The organism is Nonomuraea diastatica (genome assembly GCF_004349015.1).
Taxonomy (GTDB): domain Bacteria; phylum Actinomycetota; class Actinomycetes; order Streptosporangiales; family Streptosporangiaceae; genus Nonomuraea; species Nonomuraea diastatica.
The window spans coordinates 64,574-80,684 of sequence record NZ_SMKP01000010.1 but is presented as its reverse complement, the minus strand read 5'-3'; the positions used below and the strand labels follow the sequence as shown (position 1 = coordinate 80,684).

The 16,111-nt window shown below is 70.4% G+C and carries 22 protein-coding genes; 13 read left to right on the top strand and 9 right to left on the bottom strand.

All coding sequences use genetic code 11. The annotated features are described in order from the left end of the window. Position 1 precedes the first annotated feature (1 nt). On the bottom strand, positions 2-325 hold the full coding sequence (locus tag E1294_RS05500; protein ID WP_132505112.1) for an ArsR/SmtB family transcription factor: 324 nt from the start codon (positions 323-325) through the stop codon (positions 2-4). 87 nt (positions 326-412) lie between these two features. Between E1294_RS05500 and E1294_RS05495 the strand changes: the two genes are divergently transcribed. Continuing rightward, positions 413-1,573, top strand: coding sequence for an MFS transporter (locus tag E1294_RS05495; protein ID WP_165977101.1), 1,161 nt, complete (start codon positions 413-415; stop codon positions 1,571-1,573). Here E1294_RS05495 and E1294_RS05490 read toward each other — a convergent pair. After that, positions 1,513-2,136: a TetR/AcrR family transcriptional regulator gene (locus tag E1294_RS05490; RefSeq protein ID WP_132505106.1), complete on the bottom strand. Its 624-nt coding sequence runs from the start codon at positions 2,134-2,136 to the stop codon at positions 1,513-1,515. The two genes, E1294_RS05495 and E1294_RS05490, sit on opposite strands and share 61 nt — an antisense overlap. 44 nt (positions 2,137-2,180) lie before the next feature. On the opposite strand from E1294_RS05490, the gene E1294_RS05485 reads away from it, so the two are divergent. After that, positions 2,181-2,492 carry a hypothetical protein gene (locus tag E1294_RS05485; RefSeq protein ID WP_132505103.1) on the top strand — a complete coding sequence of 104 codons (312 nt, stop codon included), beginning with the start codon at positions 2,181-2,183 and terminating at the stop codon, positions 2,490-2,492. On the opposite strand, the gene E1294_RS05480 is transcribed toward E1294_RS05485, so the two are convergent. Next, entirely contained in the window at positions 2,461-3,291 is an 831-nt protein-coding gene (locus tag E1294_RS05480; RefSeq protein ID WP_132505100.1) for an undecaprenyl-diphosphate phosphatase, read from the bottom strand. The two genes, E1294_RS05485 and E1294_RS05480, sit on opposite strands and share 32 nt — an antisense overlap. A gap of 39 nt (positions 3,292-3,330) precedes the next feature. Then, positions 3,331-4,212 (bottom strand): MurR/RpiR family transcriptional regulator, encoded by an 882-nt coding sequence (locus tag E1294_RS05475; protein ID WP_220447575.1) that lies wholly within the window; start codon positions 4,210-4,212, stop codon positions 3,331-3,333. Positions 4,213-4,324: 112 nt separating this feature from the next. Between E1294_RS05475 and E1294_RS05470 the strand changes: the two genes are divergently transcribed. Genes E1294_RS05470 through E1294_RS05445 form a run of 6 tightly spaced genes read left to right on the top strand, consistent with a single transcriptional unit; the run spans position 4,325 to position 10,526 of the window. Beyond that, positions 4,325-5,458 carry a C45 family autoproteolytic acyltransferase/hydrolase gene (locus tag E1294_RS05470; protein ID WP_132505094.1) on the top strand — a complete coding sequence of 378 codons (1,134 nt, stop codon included), beginning with the start codon at positions 4,325-4,327 and terminating at the stop codon, positions 5,456-5,458. After that, positions 5,455-7,062, top strand: a complete 1,608-nt coding sequence (locus E1294_RS05465; protein WP_132505092.1) for an ABC transporter substrate-binding protein — start codon at positions 5,455-5,457, stop codon at positions 7,060-7,062. Before E1294_RS05470 ends, E1294_RS05465 begins: the two co-directional genes overlap by 4 nt. A 3-nt stretch (positions 7,063-7,065) precedes the next feature. Further along, on the top strand, positions 7,066-7,983 hold the full coding sequence (locus E1294_RS05460) for an ABC transporter permease (protein ID WP_220447574.1): 918 nt from the start codon (positions 7,066-7,068) through the stop codon (positions 7,981-7,983). Beyond that, a complete protein-coding gene (locus E1294_RS05455) occupies positions 7,980-8,822 on the top strand; it encodes an ABC transporter permease (RefSeq protein ID WP_132505090.1) in 843 nt (280 codons plus the stop codon). Before E1294_RS05460 ends, E1294_RS05455 begins: the two co-directional genes overlap by 4 nt. Continuing rightward, the gene (locus tag E1294_RS05450; protein WP_132505088.1) at positions 8,822-9,763 is read left to right on the top strand and encodes an ABC transporter ATP-binding protein; all 942 of its coding nucleotides are present in this window, start codon (positions 8,822-8,824) and stop codon (positions 9,761-9,763) included. Before E1294_RS05455 ends, E1294_RS05450 begins: the two co-directional genes overlap by 1 nt. 1 nt (position 9,764) lies before the next feature. Continuing rightward, on the top strand, positions 9,765-10,526 hold the full coding sequence (locus tag E1294_RS05445; protein ID WP_132505086.1) for an ABC transporter ATP-binding protein: 762 nt from the start codon (positions 9,765-9,767) through the stop codon (positions 10,524-10,526). Here E1294_RS05445 and E1294_RS05440 read toward each other — a convergent pair. After that, complete coding sequence (locus E1294_RS05440; protein WP_132505084.1) at positions 10,523-11,332, bottom strand: NmrA family NAD(P)-binding protein; 810 nt, start codon at positions 11,330-11,332, stop codon at positions 10,523-10,525. The genes E1294_RS05445 and E1294_RS05440 overlap by 4 nt on opposite strands. Positions 11,333-11,407: 75 nt before the next feature. Here E1294_RS05440 and E1294_RS05435 point away from each other — a divergent pair, with 75 nt between their 5' ends. The 3 genes from E1294_RS05435 to E1294_RS05425 all read left to right on the top strand — a co-directional run bounded on the left by E1294_RS05435 (position 11,408) and on the right by E1294_RS05425 (position 13,085). Continuing rightward, positions 11,408-12,328 (top strand): AraC family transcriptional regulator, encoded by a 921-nt coding sequence (locus E1294_RS05435; protein WP_132505081.1) that lies wholly within the window; start codon positions 11,408-11,410, stop codon positions 12,326-12,328. Further along, the gene (locus E1294_RS05430; protein ID WP_165977100.1) at positions 12,325-12,831 is read left to right on the top strand and encodes an HAD domain-containing protein; all 507 of its coding nucleotides are present in this window, start codon (positions 12,325-12,327) and stop codon (positions 12,829-12,831) included. Before E1294_RS05435 ends, E1294_RS05430 begins: the two co-directional genes overlap by 4 nt. 62 nt (positions 12,832-12,893) lie before the next feature. Further along, positions 12,894-13,085 carry a PspC domain-containing protein gene (locus tag E1294_RS05425; RefSeq protein ID WP_106243857.1) on the top strand — a complete coding sequence of 64 codons (192 nt, stop codon included), beginning with the start codon at positions 12,894-12,896 and terminating at the stop codon, positions 13,083-13,085. A gap of 17 nt (positions 13,086-13,102) precedes the next feature. Here the strand turns inward: E1294_RS05425 and E1294_RS05420 are convergent, their stop codons facing one another. Then, the gene (locus tag E1294_RS05420; protein WP_132505079.1) at positions 13,103-13,669 is read right to left on the bottom strand and encodes a TetR/AcrR family transcriptional regulator C-terminal domain-containing protein; all 567 of its coding nucleotides are present in this window, start codon (positions 13,667-13,669) and stop codon (positions 13,103-13,105) included. Positions 13,670-13,756: 87 nt separating this feature from the next. Between E1294_RS05420 and E1294_RS05415 the strand changes: the two genes are divergently transcribed. Further along, positions 13,757-14,503 carry an NAD(P)-dependent oxidoreductase gene (locus E1294_RS05415; protein WP_220447573.1) on the top strand — a complete coding sequence of 249 codons (747 nt, stop codon included), beginning with the start codon at positions 13,757-13,759 and terminating at the stop codon, positions 14,501-14,503. Here the strand turns inward: E1294_RS05415 and E1294_RS05410 are convergent. Further along, complete coding sequence (locus tag E1294_RS05410) at positions 14,406-14,846, bottom strand: RNA polymerase sigma factor (RefSeq protein ID WP_220447572.1); 441 nt, start codon at positions 14,844-14,846, stop codon at positions 14,406-14,408. The genes E1294_RS05415 and E1294_RS05410 overlap by 98 nt on opposite strands. Here E1294_RS05410 and lipB point away from each other — a divergent pair. After that, the gene (lipB, locus tag E1294_RS05405) at positions 14,845-15,480 is read left to right on the top strand and encodes a lipoyl(octanoyl) transferase LipB (RefSeq protein WP_132505077.1); all 636 of its coding nucleotides are present in this window, start codon (positions 14,845-14,847) and stop codon (positions 15,478-15,480) included. The two genes, E1294_RS05410 and lipB, sit on opposite strands and share 2 nt — an antisense overlap. Positions 15,481-15,486: 6 nt before the next feature. Here lipB and E1294_RS05400 read toward each other — a convergent pair whose 3' ends face one another. Next, positions 15,487-15,876 carry a type II toxin-antitoxin system VapC family toxin gene (locus tag E1294_RS05400; RefSeq protein WP_132505075.1) on the bottom strand — a complete coding sequence of 130 codons (390 nt, stop codon included), beginning with the start codon at positions 15,874-15,876 and terminating at the stop codon, positions 15,487-15,489. Further along, complete coding sequence (locus tag E1294_RS05395) at positions 15,873-16,100, bottom strand: FitA-like ribbon-helix-helix domain-containing protein (protein WP_132505073.1); 228 nt, start codon at positions 16,098-16,100, stop codon at positions 15,873-15,875. The genes E1294_RS05400 and E1294_RS05395 overlap by 4 nt, the downstream gene beginning before the upstream one ends. Positions 16,101-16,111 lie beyond the last annotated feature (11 nt).

Sequence of the window (16,111 nt, the reverse complement as noted above, 5' to 3'; positions counted from 1 at the left end):
GTCAGCGCCGGGCCAGGGCGCCGGACGCGGCCAGGACCGAGTCGAGCAGGCCGGGGAAGCGGACGTCGAGGTCGTCGCGGCGCAGGCTCATGTATTTGAGCCGGCCTTCCTGCTTGGTGCAGACCACTCCGGCCTCCCTGAGCGTGCGGTAGTGGTGTGAGGCCGTCGACTTGTGCACGCCGAGGTGGTCGCCGGCGTCGCCGCACGTCATCTCGCCGACCGCGGCCAGGCGGGCGACGATCTCCAGCCGGATGGGGTCGGACAGCGCCCGCAGGACCTCGGTGAGCTCGATGTCCTCCGTCGCGGGGTGCGGAAGCAGGCGCATGTCCTGACCCTACCTCAGTCGCAATGTTTGACAACGATAAAACTATAGGACAGTTTGATGTGCGTCCAACTTTCTTGGGAGGCTCTCTTGGGCACGCGGCTCTATCCGCTGGCTGCCGGAAACTTCGCGATCGGCACTGGCATGTTCGTCACTGCCGGACTGTTGCCGCCCATCTCGGCGGACCTCGAGATCTCCACGGCGGCGGCCGGTCAGCTCATGACCGTGTTCGCGCTGGCGTACGCGGTGCTGTCGCCCCTGCTCGCCGCCGTGACCGCGCGGTTGTCCCGCAGGACGTTGCTGCTGACGGGGATGGGCGTGTTCGTCCTGGGCAACGCGTTGACCGCGCTGGCGCCGACGTACCCGCTGGTCATGGTCACCCGCGTGCTCGCCGCCGCGGGCGCCGCGATGTTCACGCCCACCTCGTCGGCCGTGGCGAGCGCGCTGAGTGCTCCCGAGCGTCGCGGCCGTGCGCTGGCGCTGGTGATGGGCGGGCTGAGCGTGTCGTCCGCGATCGGCGTGCCGCTCGGCACCTGGCTGGGCGGCGCGGCGGACTGGCGGGCCACGCTCTGGCTGGTCACCGGGCTCGGGGTGGTCGGGCTCGCCGGGGTGGCCGCCCTGGTGCCCGACGTCAGGATCCCGGTGTCGGGGCGGCTGAAGGAGCGGTTCGTGCCGCTGGCCGACCGGCGGGTGCTGGCGGTGCTGGGCACGCAGTTGCTGGTGTTCGCCGCCGGGTTCACCGCCTACACTTACATCGGGTCGCTGTTCGACCTGCCGCTGCCGGCCGTGTTGTGGGCGTGGGGGCTCGGCGGCGTCGTCGGCAACCAGCTCGGCGGGCGCCTCACCGACGCGTACGGGCCGCGCCGGATGATCCTGGCCGGGCTGGGCGCGTCCACCGTGTTCCTGGCCCTCGTGCCCGTCGCGAACCTGGCGTTGCCCGTCGCGCTGGTGTGGGCGTTCCTGTGGGGTGCGCTCGGCTGGCTGATCGCGCCCGCCCAGCAGTTCAGGACCGTCGCCGCGCTGCCGGACAACGTCTCGGTCGGGCTGGGCCTGCTGTCGTCGGCGCAGTATTTCGGGTTGTTCGTGGCCGGGCTGGCGGGCGGCGCGGCACTCGGCTGGTACGGCAGGACGGGCGTGATCGTGTTGTCCACCGGGCTGGGGCTGGCGGCACTGCTGTTCACGCTGGCCACCTACAGGAGGGCCGTCGCGGCGCCCGTGATCTCCTCCAGGGAGAGCTCGCCCGTCAGGTAGCGCTGGATGACGGGCGTCACCGTGGCCGCCACCAGGGGGGCGGGCATCGAGGCGAGCGGTTCGACCTTGAGGATGTAGCGCATCATCGCCACGCCGATCATCTGCGAGGCCGCGAACAGCCCGCGGACCTCGGGATGGTCGCGGGACAGACGCCCGGCGAGCGGGGTCAGCAGGTCCTTGCGCATCAGCTCTTTCAGCAGGTCGGCCGCCGCCGGGGTGGCCGCCGCCGCGTGCAGCACGGCCGCGAGCGCGGGGCCGTGCGACGGGTCCTCCCACAACTCCAGGTAGCGCGTGACGAGCCGCTCGGCGAGGTGCTCCTCGTCGCCCTCCATGGCCTCGACCAGCAGTGCGACCGGCAGGCTCTTCTTGATCGCCGCGTCGAAGAGACCGTCCTTGCTGCCGAAGAAGTGCATCACCAGCGCCGGGTCCACGGCCGCCTCGCGGGCCACGCCCCTGATCGTCGTGCCCGGATATCCCCGGGACACGAACGACGCGATCGCCGCCGCCAGGATCGGCTCCCTGGTCTGCGGGTTTCCCGGACGCCTGCCCCGTTCTCCGGCCATGGGGCCATTCAATCAGGGACGCCGCCGGCTCCGCGGTGGCGGTCATGGTGATCTCCACGCTCATGTCGGACCCGCCGGGAATGAGCCTCCTCCTCGGCGGCCCGATCGCCCTCGTGATTTTCGAGGTGGTCACGCGCGAGGTGTGGTGGCAGCGCTGGTGGGGCGCGATCCCGGGCGCGATCGGCGGCCTGGTCTGCTATTTCGAGGGCCGCGCCGCGCTCGCCGACCTCGTCGGCGGCACCTGGGGCCACCCGATCGCGTACGTCCCCGCCTGGACGTTGTTCGCCGCCGTCTTCGCCCTGTGCAGTCGCTATCCCCGCACCCTCAGCCGTTGGCGGGGATCCACCCCAACGTGACCGCCAGGATGACGAAGAACCCCAGGATGATCCGGTAGATCACGAACGGCGTGAAGCGGTGGGTGCTGATGTATCTCAGGAACCAGGCCACGGCCAGATAGCCGACGGCGAACGAGATGATCGTGGCCAGGATGGTGGGCCCCCATGCGGGGGCCGGGCCCTCGCCGATCTCCCGCAGCTCGTACACGCCTGAGGCGAGGACGGCGGGGATCGCCAGCAGGAACGAGTATTTCGCGGCGTCCTCGCGGCGGTAGTCGAGGAGCAGTCCCGCGGTGACCGTGCCGCCCGAGCGGGACACGCCGGGGATCAGGGCGAGCGCCTGGGCGCAGCCGTAGACGAGGGCGTGGGGGAGGCTCAGGTGCTTTTCCAGCGTGAGCTTGTTGCGGGCGGTGCGGTCGGCGAGCCACAGGATGCAGGCGAAGACGATCAGCGTGGTGCCGACCAGCCGCAGGTCGCGGAAGACGGTCTCGATCTGGTCTTTCAGCAGCACGCCGAGGATGCCGATGGGCAGCGAGCCGGCGATGATGTACCACCCCATGCGGGCCGCCCAGTGGCCGCGCAGCTCTTTGACGAACAGGGAGCGCGTCCAGGTGGAGATGATGTCCCAGATCTCCTTGCGGAAATAGATCAGCACGGCCGTCTCCGTGCCGAGCTGGATGACCGCGGTGAACGCCGCGCCCGGATCCCGCCAGCCTGCGAAAGCGGAGACCACACGGATGTGGGCGCTGGAGGAGATCGGCAGGAACTCCGTGAGCCCCTGGATCAGCCCCAGCACCACCGCTTCTAGCCAGCCGATCACGACGAAACCTTCCGAGAAAGCGGGAGTGACGAGGTGAGGTTAGCGGAAACGAGGGCCGAGCAGTTGCTCGCGTAGTGCGCTCAGCTGATGGGAGTGCTCGACCGAGCGGGTCTGGTCGAGGGAGTCGAGCGCCAGCAGCAGCGCGTCAGCCACGATGATGCCGGTCAGGGGCTCGCCGGTGATGCCCGTGGGCGTGTGCGGCGCCGCGAGTGCCGCGTCCACGCGGTCGGCGAACTCGCCTCCGAGCTCGTCGGAGATCAGCACGATGCCCGCGCCCACCGCGTGGGCCCGGTCGATGAGCACCGTGATCTCCTTCAGCCGGCGGCCCGGCTGGAAGATGACCAGCACGTCGCCGTGGCCCAGCGCGAGCAGGTCGTCGGCCAGCGCGAAGCCGGTCGCCGAGGTGGCGCGGGCGCGATGGCCGCGGCGGCCCAGCTTGAGCGCCAGGTGGCGGGCGGCGGGGTCGGAGGCGCCGGTGCCGAAGACGAGCACGCCCGGCGCGTTGACCAGCAGCTCGACCGCCTTCTTGAACGCTTCGGCGTCGAACAGGCGTCGGCAGTGGTCGATGCGTTCGCGGGCCTCGTCGAAGACCCGCTCCCAGATGCCCGACAGGTCCTGCCCGACGTGGCTGATGCGCTGCTTGAGGCGTATGTCGGGGGCCACCGCCGAGGTGAACTCGGCCGCCAGCGCACGTTTCAATCCGGGCAGCCCGCCGAAGCCGAGCCGCTGCATCGTGCGCACGACGGTGGCGTTGCTGGTGCCGGTCGCGGCGCCCAGCTCCTGGGCGCTGGCGAACAGGATCTGCTCGGGCGAGGCGGACACGAGGAACTGGCACACCGCCCGCTCGGCCGGTGACAGCTCGTCCCACAACTGCCTGACCTTGGCTCTGAGCTGCTCGACCGGACCGTGTGTATTTTCCATTACAGCTATTGACTCCTCTGTAGCGATCATTACTCTTTCTTGGAAACGACCGCTACAGACTCGCCGCTTCCTGAAATGAACGTTACAGGCCCGGTCGGTCCAAGGAGCACCATTGAGCCTCACTTCCCTGCCCCTCGTCGAGATCTCCGGCGCTCCGCGCGAGCGGGGACGCCAGTACGGCGAGCAGGCCCGTGATCGCGTCCAGCGTGCGATGACCTACTACGCCGAGGCGTTCGGGCACTCCAGCGGCCTGACATGGGAGCAGGTCGTGCAGCGCGCGGCCCGCTGGGTGGAGCCGAGCAGGGCGTTCGCGCCCGACCTGGTCGAGGAGATGGAGGGCATCGCCGAGGGCGCGGGGGTGGACTTCCTCGACGTCCTGGCGCTCAACGCGCGCGGCGAGATCATCTACGACACCACGTTCAGCTCCATGGAGCCCGACGGGTGCACGTCGTTCGCGCTGATGGGCGAGGCCGCCGGCGACGGCCACGTCTACGCGGGCCAGAACTGGGACTGGCGTGACGGGGTGTCCGGCACGCTGATGGTGCTCAGGGTGGTCCAGCCGGGCAAGCCGACGGCGATCATGCACGTGGAGGCGGGGCAGGTCGGGCGGCAGGGGGCCAACTCGGCGGGCATCGCGCTCAACGCCAACGGGCTCGGAGGACGCTTCGACGACTCGGTGGGCGTGCCGCAGACGCTGATCAGGCGCAGGGTGCTCGACAGCGACAACCTCAATTCCGCGCTGGAGGCGCTGACCAAGTCGCGGGCCCACATCGCGAGCAACGCGCTCGTCACCCATCGCGAGGGCTTCGCGATCGACCTGGAGACCACCCCGGGTGCGGTCGGCTGGATGTACCCGACCGACGGGCTGCTCGTCCACGGCAACCACTACCAGGCGTTCGTGCCGCCGCAACTGGCCGCCTCCTACCGGCCGGGCTCGGCCGACTCGCTGTTCCGGGTGCCGAGAGCCGAAGGCGGGCTGCGGGCCGTGGCCGAGGCGTCCGGCACCGACGAGGCACGCAAGCGCATCAGGCTCGCCATGTCCGACCACCTCGGCTACCCCGAGTCCCTCTGCACCCACCCCGACCTCGCCCAGCCCGCCGTGAAACGGTGGGCGACCCTGCTGTCGAGCTGTGTCGACCTCACCACCGGCGACTACCTGATCGCGGCGGGCACGCCCTGCGACCACGAGTACGAGCGCGTGCCCTGGAACCTCTACGACGGACCGCATGGAGAAGTGACCCCGTGAAGAAGACGCTCGCCCTCCTAGGGCTCATCGGTCTCACCGCGGCCTGCGGCGGCCCCGCCGCGACCACCAAGCCACCCGACCCGGCCAAGCTCACCCTGGTCGACCGCACGGCCAAGGCGGCGGGCCCGCTCGACTCCGCCGTCTGGCTGATCGACGAGGAGCCGGGCACCCTCGACCTCGACACCGACGGCGGCACCAACAACCGCACGATCATGGCGAACGTCTGCGAGCGCCTCATGCAGACCCAGCCCGACATGACGGTCAAACCCTGGCTGGCGGAGAAGGCCGAGCGGCCCGACCCCAAGACCATGGTGCTCACGCTGCGCCAGGACGCCACGTTCCACGACGGCTCGCCGGTCACCGCCGACGACGTCGTGTGGAGTCTCAAGCGGCACGCCGGCGAGGGCATGGACGAGTCCGACGAGTTCGAGGACGTCGAATCCGTCAGCAAGACCGGCGACCACGAGGTCACGATCGCGTTCAAGAAGCCCAACGCGCTGTTCGACCAGGCCATCGCGGGCGGTGCCGGCATCGTGCTGAACAAGGAGGCCGTCGAGAAGCAGGGCGAGGAGTTCGGCACGCCGGGCCACGACGACGCCTGCAGCGGGCCGTACGAGGTGGAGGAGTGGAAGTCGGGCAGCCACCTCACGATCACCCGCCACGACGCGTACTGGAACAAGGACGTCAAGCCGCTCACCAAGAGCATCACCTTCAAGTGGGCCGAAGACACGGCTCTGGTCAACAGCCTGGTCACCGGCGAGGCGCAGGGGGCCTATCTGTCCGACACGGGGCCCGCGGTCGCTCTGCAGGCCAACCAGGCGGTCACCGTCTCCTACGGGGCCACCACGCGGGTGTACGTGTTGTTGCCCACCGACCGTGGCGTGATGAAGGATCCGAAGATCCGCCGGGCGATGTCGCTGGCCATCGACCGCGCGGGCATCGCCAAGTCGGGCTTCGCCGGGCTGGCCAGGCCGTGGAAGGTGCCGGTCGGGGCCGGCGCCTGGTCGTACGAGAAGGAGGCGTTCCAGGCGGCCTACGACCAGCTCCAGGGCGCGCCGGACCAGCCACGGCTCGACGAGGCCAAGAAGCTCGTGCAGGAGGCGGGCTCACCCAAGGAGCCGATCATCGTGGCCACCAACGGCGAGCAGTCCCGCACGGTCATCGCCAACGCGGTGGTCGACGCGGCCAAGAAGATCGGGCTCACCGCGCAGATCAAGACCGTGCCCGCGTCCGAGTTCGGTAGCTTCTACACCGACAAGTCGCTGCGCGCCCAGGTCGATTTGGTGCCCGACGACTGGTACATCACCAAGTCCGACCCGATCGGCTTCTACGACAACGGGCTGACCGGTTCGGCGAACAACTGGGTCAAGTTCAGCTCGCCCGAGTACGACGAACTCGTGGCCAGGGCGCTGGAGACCACCGACGACGCGGCCCGCGCCAAGGACATCATCGAGCTGCAGCGCCGCTTCACCGCCGACATGGTGTGGATCTCGCTGGTCGAGGTGCCCAACGCGGTCGTGCTCGGTGGCAAGGTCACCGGACCGCCCGCCTCCCAGGTGCACATGAGCTACCCGTGGGCGGCCGACCTCGGGGCCAAGGGCTGAGCCGTGGCGGTCCGCAAGCTGGCCGGGCTGGTCGCCACCCTGCTCGCCACCTCGTTCGTGATCTTCGGGGCGTCGTACGCGGCGCCCGGTGACCCGGTCACGTTCCTGGCGGGCGGCAAGGAGAACCTGACACCCGAATACCTGGCCGCCATCCGCGCTCAATACCACCTGGACGACCCGTTCCTGGTGCAGTACGCGCGGTGGCTGGGCGACGCCGTGACCGGCGACCTCGGGCGCTCGATGCAGTACAACGACCAGGTCTTCGACCTGATGCTGGCCCGGCTGCCGAGCACGCTCGGGCTGGTGGCGTACGCGTCGGTGTTGTTCGTGGTGTTCGGCGTCGCCCTCGGGGTGCTGGCGGCGGTCCGCGGCGGCCGCACCGACTCCGCCGTCGTCGCCGGCACCACGCTGGCCACCTCGGTGCCGTCGTTCGTCACCGCCGCCGTGCTGATCTCGCTGTTCGGCGTGCAACTCGGCTGGTTCCCCGTCATGGGCGGCGGGTCGCTGTGGCACCTGACGCTGCCCGCCGTGACGCTCGCGCTGGGCGCGCTGGCCATCATCAGCCGGGTGACCAGGCAGGCCATGGTCGAGCAGCGCGAGCTCGACCACGTGACCGTGGCCCGCGCGTCGGGGCTGGCCGAGCGGCTGATCGTCACCAGGCACGTCCTCCGCGGCGCGCTCGGCCCGATCGTGACCATGTGCGGGCTGGTCACCGCCGGCATGCTGGCGGGCACCGTGGTCGTCGAGACCGCGTTCAGCCTCAACGGGATCGGCTCGCTCCTGGTCAAGGCGATCAACACGCACGACTTCCCCGTGACCCAGGCGGTGATGTTGTTCATGGTCGCCGCGTACATCGTGGTGACCATACTCGTCGAGCTGCTGCAGCCGCTCATCGACCCCAGGGTGCGGAGGCGGGCATGACCACCGTCGTCTCCACGCTCTCGCCCGGGCCCGCGCGGCCCCTCGGCTACTGGCTGGCCTGCGCCTTCCTCGGGGTGGTCGTCGCGGCGGCGCTGCTGGCGCCGCTGGTGGCGCCGTACGAGCCCGACGGGGTCGACTTCGCCGCCACGCTCGCGCCGATGTCGCCCGGGCATCCGCTGGGCGCCGACCAGTCGGGCCGCGACCTGCTCACCAGAGTCATGTACGGCGCCCGCACCTCGCTCATCGGCCCGCTGCTGCTGCTCGCCATCGCCTCGGTCCTCGGCGTCGCGCTCGGCACGCTGGCCGCCTGGCACCGTGGCTGGGTCGACACCATCGTGGCCAGGCTGACCGACGTCATGTACGCCTTCCCCGGGCTGCTGTTCGTCGTGCTGATCGTGGCCGTGTTCGGCAACGGGATGACCACGGCCGTCATCGCGCTCGGCCTGGCCTACACGCCGACGATCGCCCGTTACACCAGGAGCGTCGCGCTGGGCGAGTGCGCCAAGCCGTACATCGACGCCTACCGGGTGCAGGGCATGGGCGGCTTCACGATCTGCGTGCGGCACCTGGCGCCCAACATGGCGCGCTCGATCGTCGGCTACCTGGTCGTGTTGTTCGGAGAGGGGCTGATGAGCCTGGCCACGCTGAGCTTCCTCGGGTTCGGGGCGCAGCCGCCGTCCTCCGACTGGGGGCTGATGGTCAAGGAGGGGCAGCCGGCGATCGTGCAGGGCGCGTTCCTGCCAGTGCTGGTGCCGGGCGCGGCCATCGCGCTCGTGGTCGTGTCGTTCAACGTGATCGGCGTGCGCCTGGCCGACCGCATGGGCGTGAGGGGGACGTGATGGTGCTTTCCGTCGAAGGGCTGACGATCGAGGCGGGCGGACGGCGGCCGATCCTCAGCGACGTCTCGCTCACCGTCGGCCGGGGCGAGATCGTGGGCCTGGTCGGCGAGTCCGGCTCCGGCAAGTCCACCCTCGCCCGCTCGGTGCTGCGCCTGCTGCCCCAGCACGCGACGGTGTCGGGGCGGGTGCTGGTCGCGGGCGACGACGTGCTCACGATGGACCCGGACGCGCTGCGCGACCTGCGCGCCACCCAGGTGTCGATGATCTACCAGGACCCGCGCTCGTCGCTCAACCCGGTCCGCAGGATCGGCGACTTCCTCACCGAGCGCATGGTGCTCACGCTGGGCCGGCCCAAGTCCGAGGCCCGCGCGCGGGCGCTGGAGCTGCTGGCCGCGGCCGGCCTGCGCGAGCCAGAACGGCACATGCGGAAGTACCCGCACGAGCTGTCGGGCGGCATGTTGCAGCGTGTGGTCATCGCCGCCGCGCTGGCCGCCGACCCGGCGCTGCTCCTGGCCGACGAGGCGACCAGCGCGCTCGACGTCACCACCCAGGCCGAGACGCTCGCGCTGCTGCGGCGGGTGCAGGCCGAACGCGAACTCGGCATGGTGTTCATCACCCACGACCTGCACCTGGCCGCCGCCTTCTGCGACCGGGTGCACGTGCTGTACGCGGGCACGATGGTCGAGTCGCGGCCGGCCAAGGAACTGTTCGAGGACCCGCGCCACCCGTACACCGCGGGGCTGCTGGCCTGCACGCCCGAGCTCGACGACCCCCGCCCGATCCGCCCGATCCCCGGCCGGCCGCCCTCGCTGGACGACGCGTTCACCGGCTGCCCCTTCGCACCCCGGTGCCCGCACGCAACCGACGCCTGCGAGCAGTGGCGGCCGCAGCCCGTGACCGTGTCCGGCGGCTCGGCCGCCTGCCGCCTGGTGGAGGTCTGACATGCTCGCCGTACACGCCCTGTGCAAGTCGTTCGACGGCGCGGTGGCCGCCGCCGACATCTCCTTCGAGCTGGCCGCGGGCGGCTCGCTCGGACTGGTGGGGGAGTCGGGGTCGGGCAAGACCACGATCGCCCGCATGCTCGTCGGCCTGGTCACCCCCGACTCGGGCACGATCACCGTGGACGGCAGGGCCCGCACCGTCAGGGAGCGCGGCAGGGCCGCCAGGCTGCGCAGGGCCCGCGAGATCCAGATGGTGTTCCAGGACCCGTACATCTCGCTCGATCCCCGGCTCACCGCGGCCGGGTGCCTGCGCACCGCGCTCAGGCTGCATGGCAAGGACCGCGCACGCGCCGGCGAGCTGCTCGACCAGGTCGGGCTGGGCGCCCGCGAGGCCGAGGCGCGGCCCCACCAGCTCAGCGGCGGGCAGCGCCAGCGCCTGGCCATCGCCAGGGCCCTGGCGGTCGAGCCGTCGGTGCTGGTGCTGGACGAGGCGGTGGCCGCGCTGGACGTGTCGATCCAGGCGCAGATCCTCGAACTCCTCGCCCAGGTGCGCCGCGACTCGGGCGTCGCCCTGCTGTTCGTCAGCCACGATCTGGCCGTGGTGCGCCACCTCTGCGACGACACGCTCGTCCTGCACCGGGGGGTGGTGGTCGAGCACGGGCCGGTCGCGCGGGTGCTGGCCGAGCCCGAACACCCCTACACCCGGCTGCTGCTCGACTCGGTGCCCAGGCCCGGTTGGGAGCCCGCCAAGGTCGTCCGCTAGACCCGCCATGCCGCGGCGTTCGCCGTGGCGAAGTCCGTGAAGTCCCTCGCGGGCCGGCCGAGCGCCTGCCTGATCCCGTCGGCCAGGGAGGCGTTGCGGCCGTCCAGGACCTCGGTGAACAACGCGGCCATCCCCTCGGCCTCCTCCCGGGGCAGGCCCTGGGCGACGGCCGCGGCCAGATAGTCGGCGCGGGTCACCCGGACGAACGAGATCTCCCTGCCGGTGGCCTTCGACAACTCGGCCGCCGCCTCCGCGAACGTCAGCGTTCTCGGCCCCGTCAGCTCGTACACCCGGCCCGCGTTCCCCTCCTGGGTGAGCGCGGCCGCGGCCACGTCCGCGATGTCCTCGACGTCCACGAACGGCTCCGGCACGTCCGCCGCCGGCAGCGCGATGACGCCGTCGAGCACCTGCCCGAGCAGGAAGTCCTCGCTGAAGTTCTGCATGAACCAGCTGCAGCGGAGCACCGTCCACTCCATGCCCGACTCCTCGACGGTCCGCTCGCTCGCCTGCGCCGCGGGCTCGCCCCTGCCGGACAGCAGGACCACGCGCCGCACGCCCCCGCGCGCGGCGAGCTCGGTGAAGGCCTTGATGTCGTCGTAGGCGCCCGGGAAGGTCAGGTCGGGATAGTAGGAGAGGTAGACGGCCGTGACGCCGTCGAGCGCGGCCGGCCACGTCGAGCGGTCGTGCCAGTCGAAGTTGGGTACGGCGGAGCGCGACCCGATCCGGACGGGCCGGTCGAGAGCGGCGAGCCTGTCGGCCAGCCGGCGGCCGGTCTTGCCCGTGCCGCCCAATACCAGAATTGTCATGCTTCTAATAAGCGGCCATATACATAAGACTCTCCATGGTTGAGAAGCGCAATCCCATATGCGATCGTCTACCCCATGGACCAGCTCGCGGCGCTCCTCGACGGCCCGCGTGCCCGCGGCGCCTTCCTGCTCCGCTCGGTCCTCGATCCGCCCTGGTCGCTGCGCATCCAGGACGAGGCCCCGCTGTCGGTGATCGCGCAGGTGTCGGGCGAGTCGTGGATCGTGTTCGACGGGCGCGCCCCGGTGCGCCTGCTGCCGGGCGAGGTCGCGGTCACCCGCGGGCCGGAGCCGTACACCGTGGCCGACCACCCCGCCACCGAGCCGCAGGTCGTCATCCACCCCGGCCAGCACTGTGCCTCTCTCGACGGAGAGTCCCTCTTCGAGGCGATGGGCCTGGGCGTGCGCACGTGGGGCAACAACCCCGACGGCGGCACCGTCCTGCTGACCGGGACCTACAACCTGGAGGGCGCGGTCAGCAGAAGGCTGCTCGAAGCGCTGCCCCTGCTGATCGTGCAGCCCGGCGGCCCGATCATCCCGCTGCTCACCGACGAGATCGTCAAGGACGAGCCCGGCCAGGAGGCGGTGCTCGACCGGCTGCTCGACCTGCTGCTCATCGCGGTGCTGCGGGCGTGGTTCGCCACCCACGAGGCGCCCGGCTGGTTCCGCGCCATGGGCGACCCGGTGGTGGGCCGGGCCATGCGGATGATGCACAACAACCCCGCCCATCCCTGGACGGTGGCCGCGCTGGCCGCCGAGGTGGGCGTGTCCAGGGCGTCGCTGGCCAGGCGCTTCACCGAGCTGGTCGGCGAGCCGCCGATGGCCTTCCTCACCGGCTGGCGGCTGGCCCTGGCCGCCGACCTGCTGCGCGAGCCCGACGCCACGATCGGCTCGGTCGCCAGGAAGGTCGGCTACGGCAGCCCGTTCGCGCTGAGCGCGGCGTTCAAACGTGTCCACGGCGTCAGCCCGCAGGAACATCGGGCCGGGGCCCTGCAGTGAAACCGCTGCTGCTGCTCGACGTCGACGGCGTGCTCAACCCGATGGGCCGGCCGACGCCCGACTACCGGCGCTACCGGTGCACGATCGGCGGCGAGGTCTACACCGTGCACCTCAACCCCAGGCACGGTCGCAGGCTGCTCGACCTGGCCATCGCCACCGGGTCCGAGCTGGTCTGGGCGACCACGTGGGAGCAGTACGCCAACGACTGGATCGCGCCCAGGATCGGCCTGCCCTCGCTCCCCGTCATCCCGCTGACCTCCGACCCCCCGAGCGAGCACGGCGAGATGTTCAAGACCCCGCACGTGGCCGCCTACGCCGGCCGGCGGCCGTTCGTGTGGTTCGACGACCAGGTGTGGGCAGAGGATGAGGAATATCTCAGGGTGCGTCAGGGACTGGCCGATTTCCTGCTCATCCATGTGGACCCGATGCGGGGCCTGACCAGCCGACATCTGGGCATGGCCCACGAGTGGCTGACCCTTACAGGGTTTTCTCAGGGTTCCTGACGGGAGCCCGTCGGGCCGATCGGTCGTTGTACGGGTAAGTCGTAACCACACGGAGGCACAGCATGTACCGCTCAAGAGAGCACAGGATTCTGGCCGGCGTCTGCGGCGGTCTCGCCGACAAGATGGGCCTTCCTCCCACCCTCGTCCGGATCCTCTGGCTGCTGCTCTCGCTCATCCCGGGGCCGCTCTGGGTGGTCTACGTGGCGATGTGGATCCTCGTTCCCGAGGAGCCGAAGGGCTACCGGGCGGCTTAAGCGCAGACGACCCCGGCTCACTGTCCGATGCCCGGCTGGACGGTGGGCCGGTGGGAGCCGCTGCGGCCGGGGATCTTCTCGAGGCCGTCGAGTATCAGGTCGAGCCCGAAGTCGAACTCGTCCGCGTACGCGTAGCCCGGCTGAAGGGCGTGGTCCGCGACCATCTCGGCGAGGTGCGGATAGACGCCCGCGGGCATCAGCTCGACGATCGTCTCCGCCACGTCCCCGAGCTCTTCGGGCGTGCTGAACGGCAGGCTCGACTCCTGCAGGACGAACCCGTAGACGTAGCTGTCGAGGGCGGAGAACGCGTGAGCCGCCATCGCGATCGAGAAGCCCGCCGCGCGCAGCGTCCCGATCACCGAGTCGTGGTGCCGCAACGTCGCGGGGCCGGGATTTCGCCGTGAGTCCATCAGGCCCAGGGCCCAGGGGTGACGCGAGAGCACGTGGCGCGCGGAGACCGCGCGCCGGCGCATGGCGGTCCTCCAGCCGACATCGCCGGCGGGCAACTCGATCTCGCTGAAGACCAGATCGACGATTCCGTCCAGGATCTCGTCCTTGTTGGCCACGTGGTGATAGAGCGACATGGCCTCGACCTTGAGGTGCTCGGCCCGGCGGCTCGCGGGTGGGCATCGTTCTGAGGGCGGCGCCGTGTCCGCGGGAAAGGGGAGGTCATGGACGCACGCCAAGGATCTGCGGGCGCCGGCGACAGGCGCACCATGAAGGTCTGCGTCGTCGGTGCTTCCGGGAAGCTCGGACGCTACATGGTCCGGCACGCCCTGGACCGCGGCTACGAAGTGGTGGGCGTGTGCCGCGAGCGGAGCGTCGGGAAACTCGGGGAGTTCGCGGGGCGCATCACCGTCGTCCCAGGAGCGACGGACGACCGCGAGGTCATCAGGCGCGCGGTCGCCGGGTGCGACGGGGTGCTGACGGTGCTGGTTCCCTGGGGGGTCAAGGGATACTCGGCCGGGACCGCCCAGGCGGTCATGGACCACGCGCCCGCGGCGGCGCGGCTGGTCTTCTCGTGCGGGTGGCACATCACGCGCGACGGGCAGGACGTGTACGGGCTCAGGTTCCGGGCGTTCGTCAAGATCTTCGGCCGGCTCGCCCGGCTGGTTCGCGCCGTGGACATCAACGACCAGGTGGAGGCGTGCCGCCGGGTGTTCGCCAGTAACACCCGCTGGACCGTCGTGCGGGGCAGCGACCTGGAAGAGGGCGAGAGCCAGGGACTGCCGGTGTGGAGCCGGCATGTCGGTGACCCGATCCTCAAGAGCAACCTCACCCGCCGGGTGGACTTCGCCCTGTTCATGGTGGAGGCGCTCGTCAACGACGAACTGGTCCACGAGGCACCGGCGATCGTCGGCTGCCGGACGCCCTCGGCGCGTGCGTACGCAGCCGGCCTGACCCGCCCGCCCGCGTGACCCCGTGCGCCGGCGGCCCGGCTCCGCTCTCCGTGCCCAGGTCGGCCCGGTAGGTGTGGGCCGAGTCGAGAACCGCGACGAACACCTCGGCCACCAGGTCGGCGACCGTGTGCGGGTCGTCGACGCGGCGGGCGAGAAAGCGGGTGACCGCATCGACATGTCGCCGGTAGAAGGCCTCGAAAGCCACAGGATCTGTGGCGATCTTCGGCTGTTTGCGACGCACCGGCCATGCTCCCTTCGTCGATTGACACCCCTGCTTGGTGAGAAGCGGCCAAAGGGTTACAAGGATGGACGATCGGGGGCGTGCTGTGTGGCTTCGGCGGCGGCATATCCTCGAAGTCATGAGGGCAAGGCCGCTGACGCTCATCGAGGATGAGCTCGTCGACTACGACAAGGCTATGGAGCGCATGACCGACCTGGTCGGGCAGCGCCAGCGGGACGAACGACCGGACACGCTCTGGTTGCTGAGCCACCCCTCCGTCTACACGGTCGGCCGCCGCACCCCGCTCGACCACCTGCCCGACCCGACGCGCGGCATCCCCGTGGTCGAGACCGGGCGTGGCGGGCAGCTCACCTACCACGGGCCCGGCCAGCTCGTCGGCTACCTGATCGTCAAGCTCGACGACGACCAGGGCATCGTCGACTACGTCCGCGAGGTGGAGCTGCGGATGGTGGAGGCGCTGGGCAAGCTGGGCCTGCCGGCCGAGCGCCGTGACACGCCGCCCGGCTCCGAGCTGCTCACCGGCGTCTGGACGGCCGAGACCGGCCGCAAGGTCGTCTCCATCGGGATGCGGCAGAGCCGGGGCGTCACCAGCCACGGGTTCGCGCTCAACGTCGACGGCGACCTGTCGCCGTGGAACTGGGCGATCGCCTGCGGGATGCCCGACGTCGACATGACCTCGCTCAAGCGCGAGCTGGGTGCCGCCTCGATGGGCGACGTCCGCGCGGCCGTGGCCACCGCCTTCGAAGCCTCCTGACCGGGGTCAGGCGCGCGGAAACACCTGCACGTCGGCGTTGTGCCCGCTTCCGACCAGCTTGCCGTCACAGGTGAAAAGGGGAGCCTCCAGTGCCTCGGCCAGCGCGAGATAAGAGGCGTCGTACGCGGTGTAGTTGTGCCGCAGCTCCCAAATCCGATCCGCGACACCCCTGATCTCGTAACGGGAGACGCTGAGGGCGAGATAGTCGGCCCGCGCCTGCTCTGCTGCGATCGTGGTCAGCTTGCCGCCCAGTGCCAGTCCCCGGAGAGTCGAAAGCACCTCCACATCGAGCAGGTGTGGAGCATGGACGCTTGCTTGAAGGGCGTCAAGCAACTCCATGCTCGCCTCGCGGCCGGTCAGTGCCTCGATCATCGCTGATGAGTCAATGACGATCACCGCCTGCCCTCCGCGACGGCTTCGAGAATGTCGGCGGTCGAAGGCCCTTGAGAGCGATCTCGCGCCTTCAGGCGCTTGACTATCTCGGCGTTGGTCGGACGGGCGGCGATATCGGCCAGCTCTCTGGCAACGTAGGCCGACAGAGACATGCCGGCTTCGGCCGCACGCTTTTTCAACGACTCGGCGACCGGCTCGGGGACATCGCGGATGTAGAGCGTTGCCATGCACACATGCT

What these genes read in the sequence shown, in the direction of transcription:
- E1294_RS05410 (WP_220447572.1), bottom strand. Translation starts at nt 14,846, where the DNA reads ATGACTTCGAGGATATGCCGCCGCCGAAGCCACACAGCACGCCCCCGA.
- E1294_RS05435 (WP_132505081.1), top strand. Translation starts at nt 11,408, where the DNA reads ATGGACCAGCTCGCGGCGCTCCTCGACGGCCCGCGTGCCCGCGGCGCC.
- E1294_RS05415 (WP_220447573.1), top strand. Translation starts at nt 13,757, where the DNA reads ATGGACGCACGCCAAGGATCTGCGGGCGCCGGCGACAGGCGCACCATG.
- E1294_RS05485 (WP_132505103.1), top strand. Translation starts at nt 2,181, where the DNA reads ATGGTGATCTCCACGCTCATGTCGGACCCGCCGGGAATGAGCCTCCTC.
- E1294_RS05475 (WP_220447575.1), bottom strand. Translation starts at nt 4,212, where the DNA reads ATGGAAAATACACACGGTCCGGTCGAGCAGCTCAGAGCCAAGGTCAGG.
- E1294_RS05420 (WP_132505079.1), bottom strand. Translation starts at nt 13,669, where the DNA reads ATGTCGCTCTATCACCACGTGGCCAACAAGGACGAGATCCTGGACGGA.
- lipB (WP_132505077.1), top strand. Translation starts at nt 14,845, where the DNA reads ATGAGGGCAAGGCCGCTGACGCTCATCGAGGATGAGCTCGTCGACTAC.
- E1294_RS05455 (WP_132505090.1), top strand. Translation starts at nt 7,980, where the DNA reads ATGACCACCGTCGTCTCCACGCTCTCGCCCGGGCCCGCGCGGCCCCTC.
- E1294_RS05445 (WP_132505086.1), top strand. Translation starts at nt 9,765, where the DNA reads ATGCTCGCCGTACACGCCCTGTGCAAGTCGTTCGACGGCGCGGTGGCC.
- E1294_RS05425 (WP_106243857.1), top strand. Translation starts at nt 12,894, where the DNA reads ATGTACCGCTCAAGAGAGCACAGGATTCTGGCCGGCGTCTGCGGCGGT.
- E1294_RS05490 (WP_132505106.1), bottom strand. Translation starts at nt 2,136, where the DNA reads ATGGCCGGAGAACGGGGCAGGCGTCCGGGAAACCCGCAGACCAGGGAG.
- E1294_RS05450 (WP_132505088.1), top strand. Translation starts at nt 8,822, where the DNA reads ATGGTGCTTTCCGTCGAAGGGCTGACGATCGAGGCGGGCGGACGGCGG.
- E1294_RS05395 (WP_132505073.1), bottom strand. Translation starts at nt 16,100, where the DNA reads ATGGCAACGCTCTACATCCGCGATGTCCCCGAGCCGGTCGCCGAGTCG.
- E1294_RS05500 (WP_132505112.1), bottom strand. Translation starts at nt 325, where the DNA reads ATGCGCCTGCTTCCGCACCCCGCGACGGAGGACATCGAGCTCACCGAG.
- E1294_RS05440 (WP_132505084.1), bottom strand. Translation starts at nt 11,332, where the DNA reads ATGACAATTCTGGTATTGGGCGGCACGGGCAAGACCGGCCGCCGGCTG.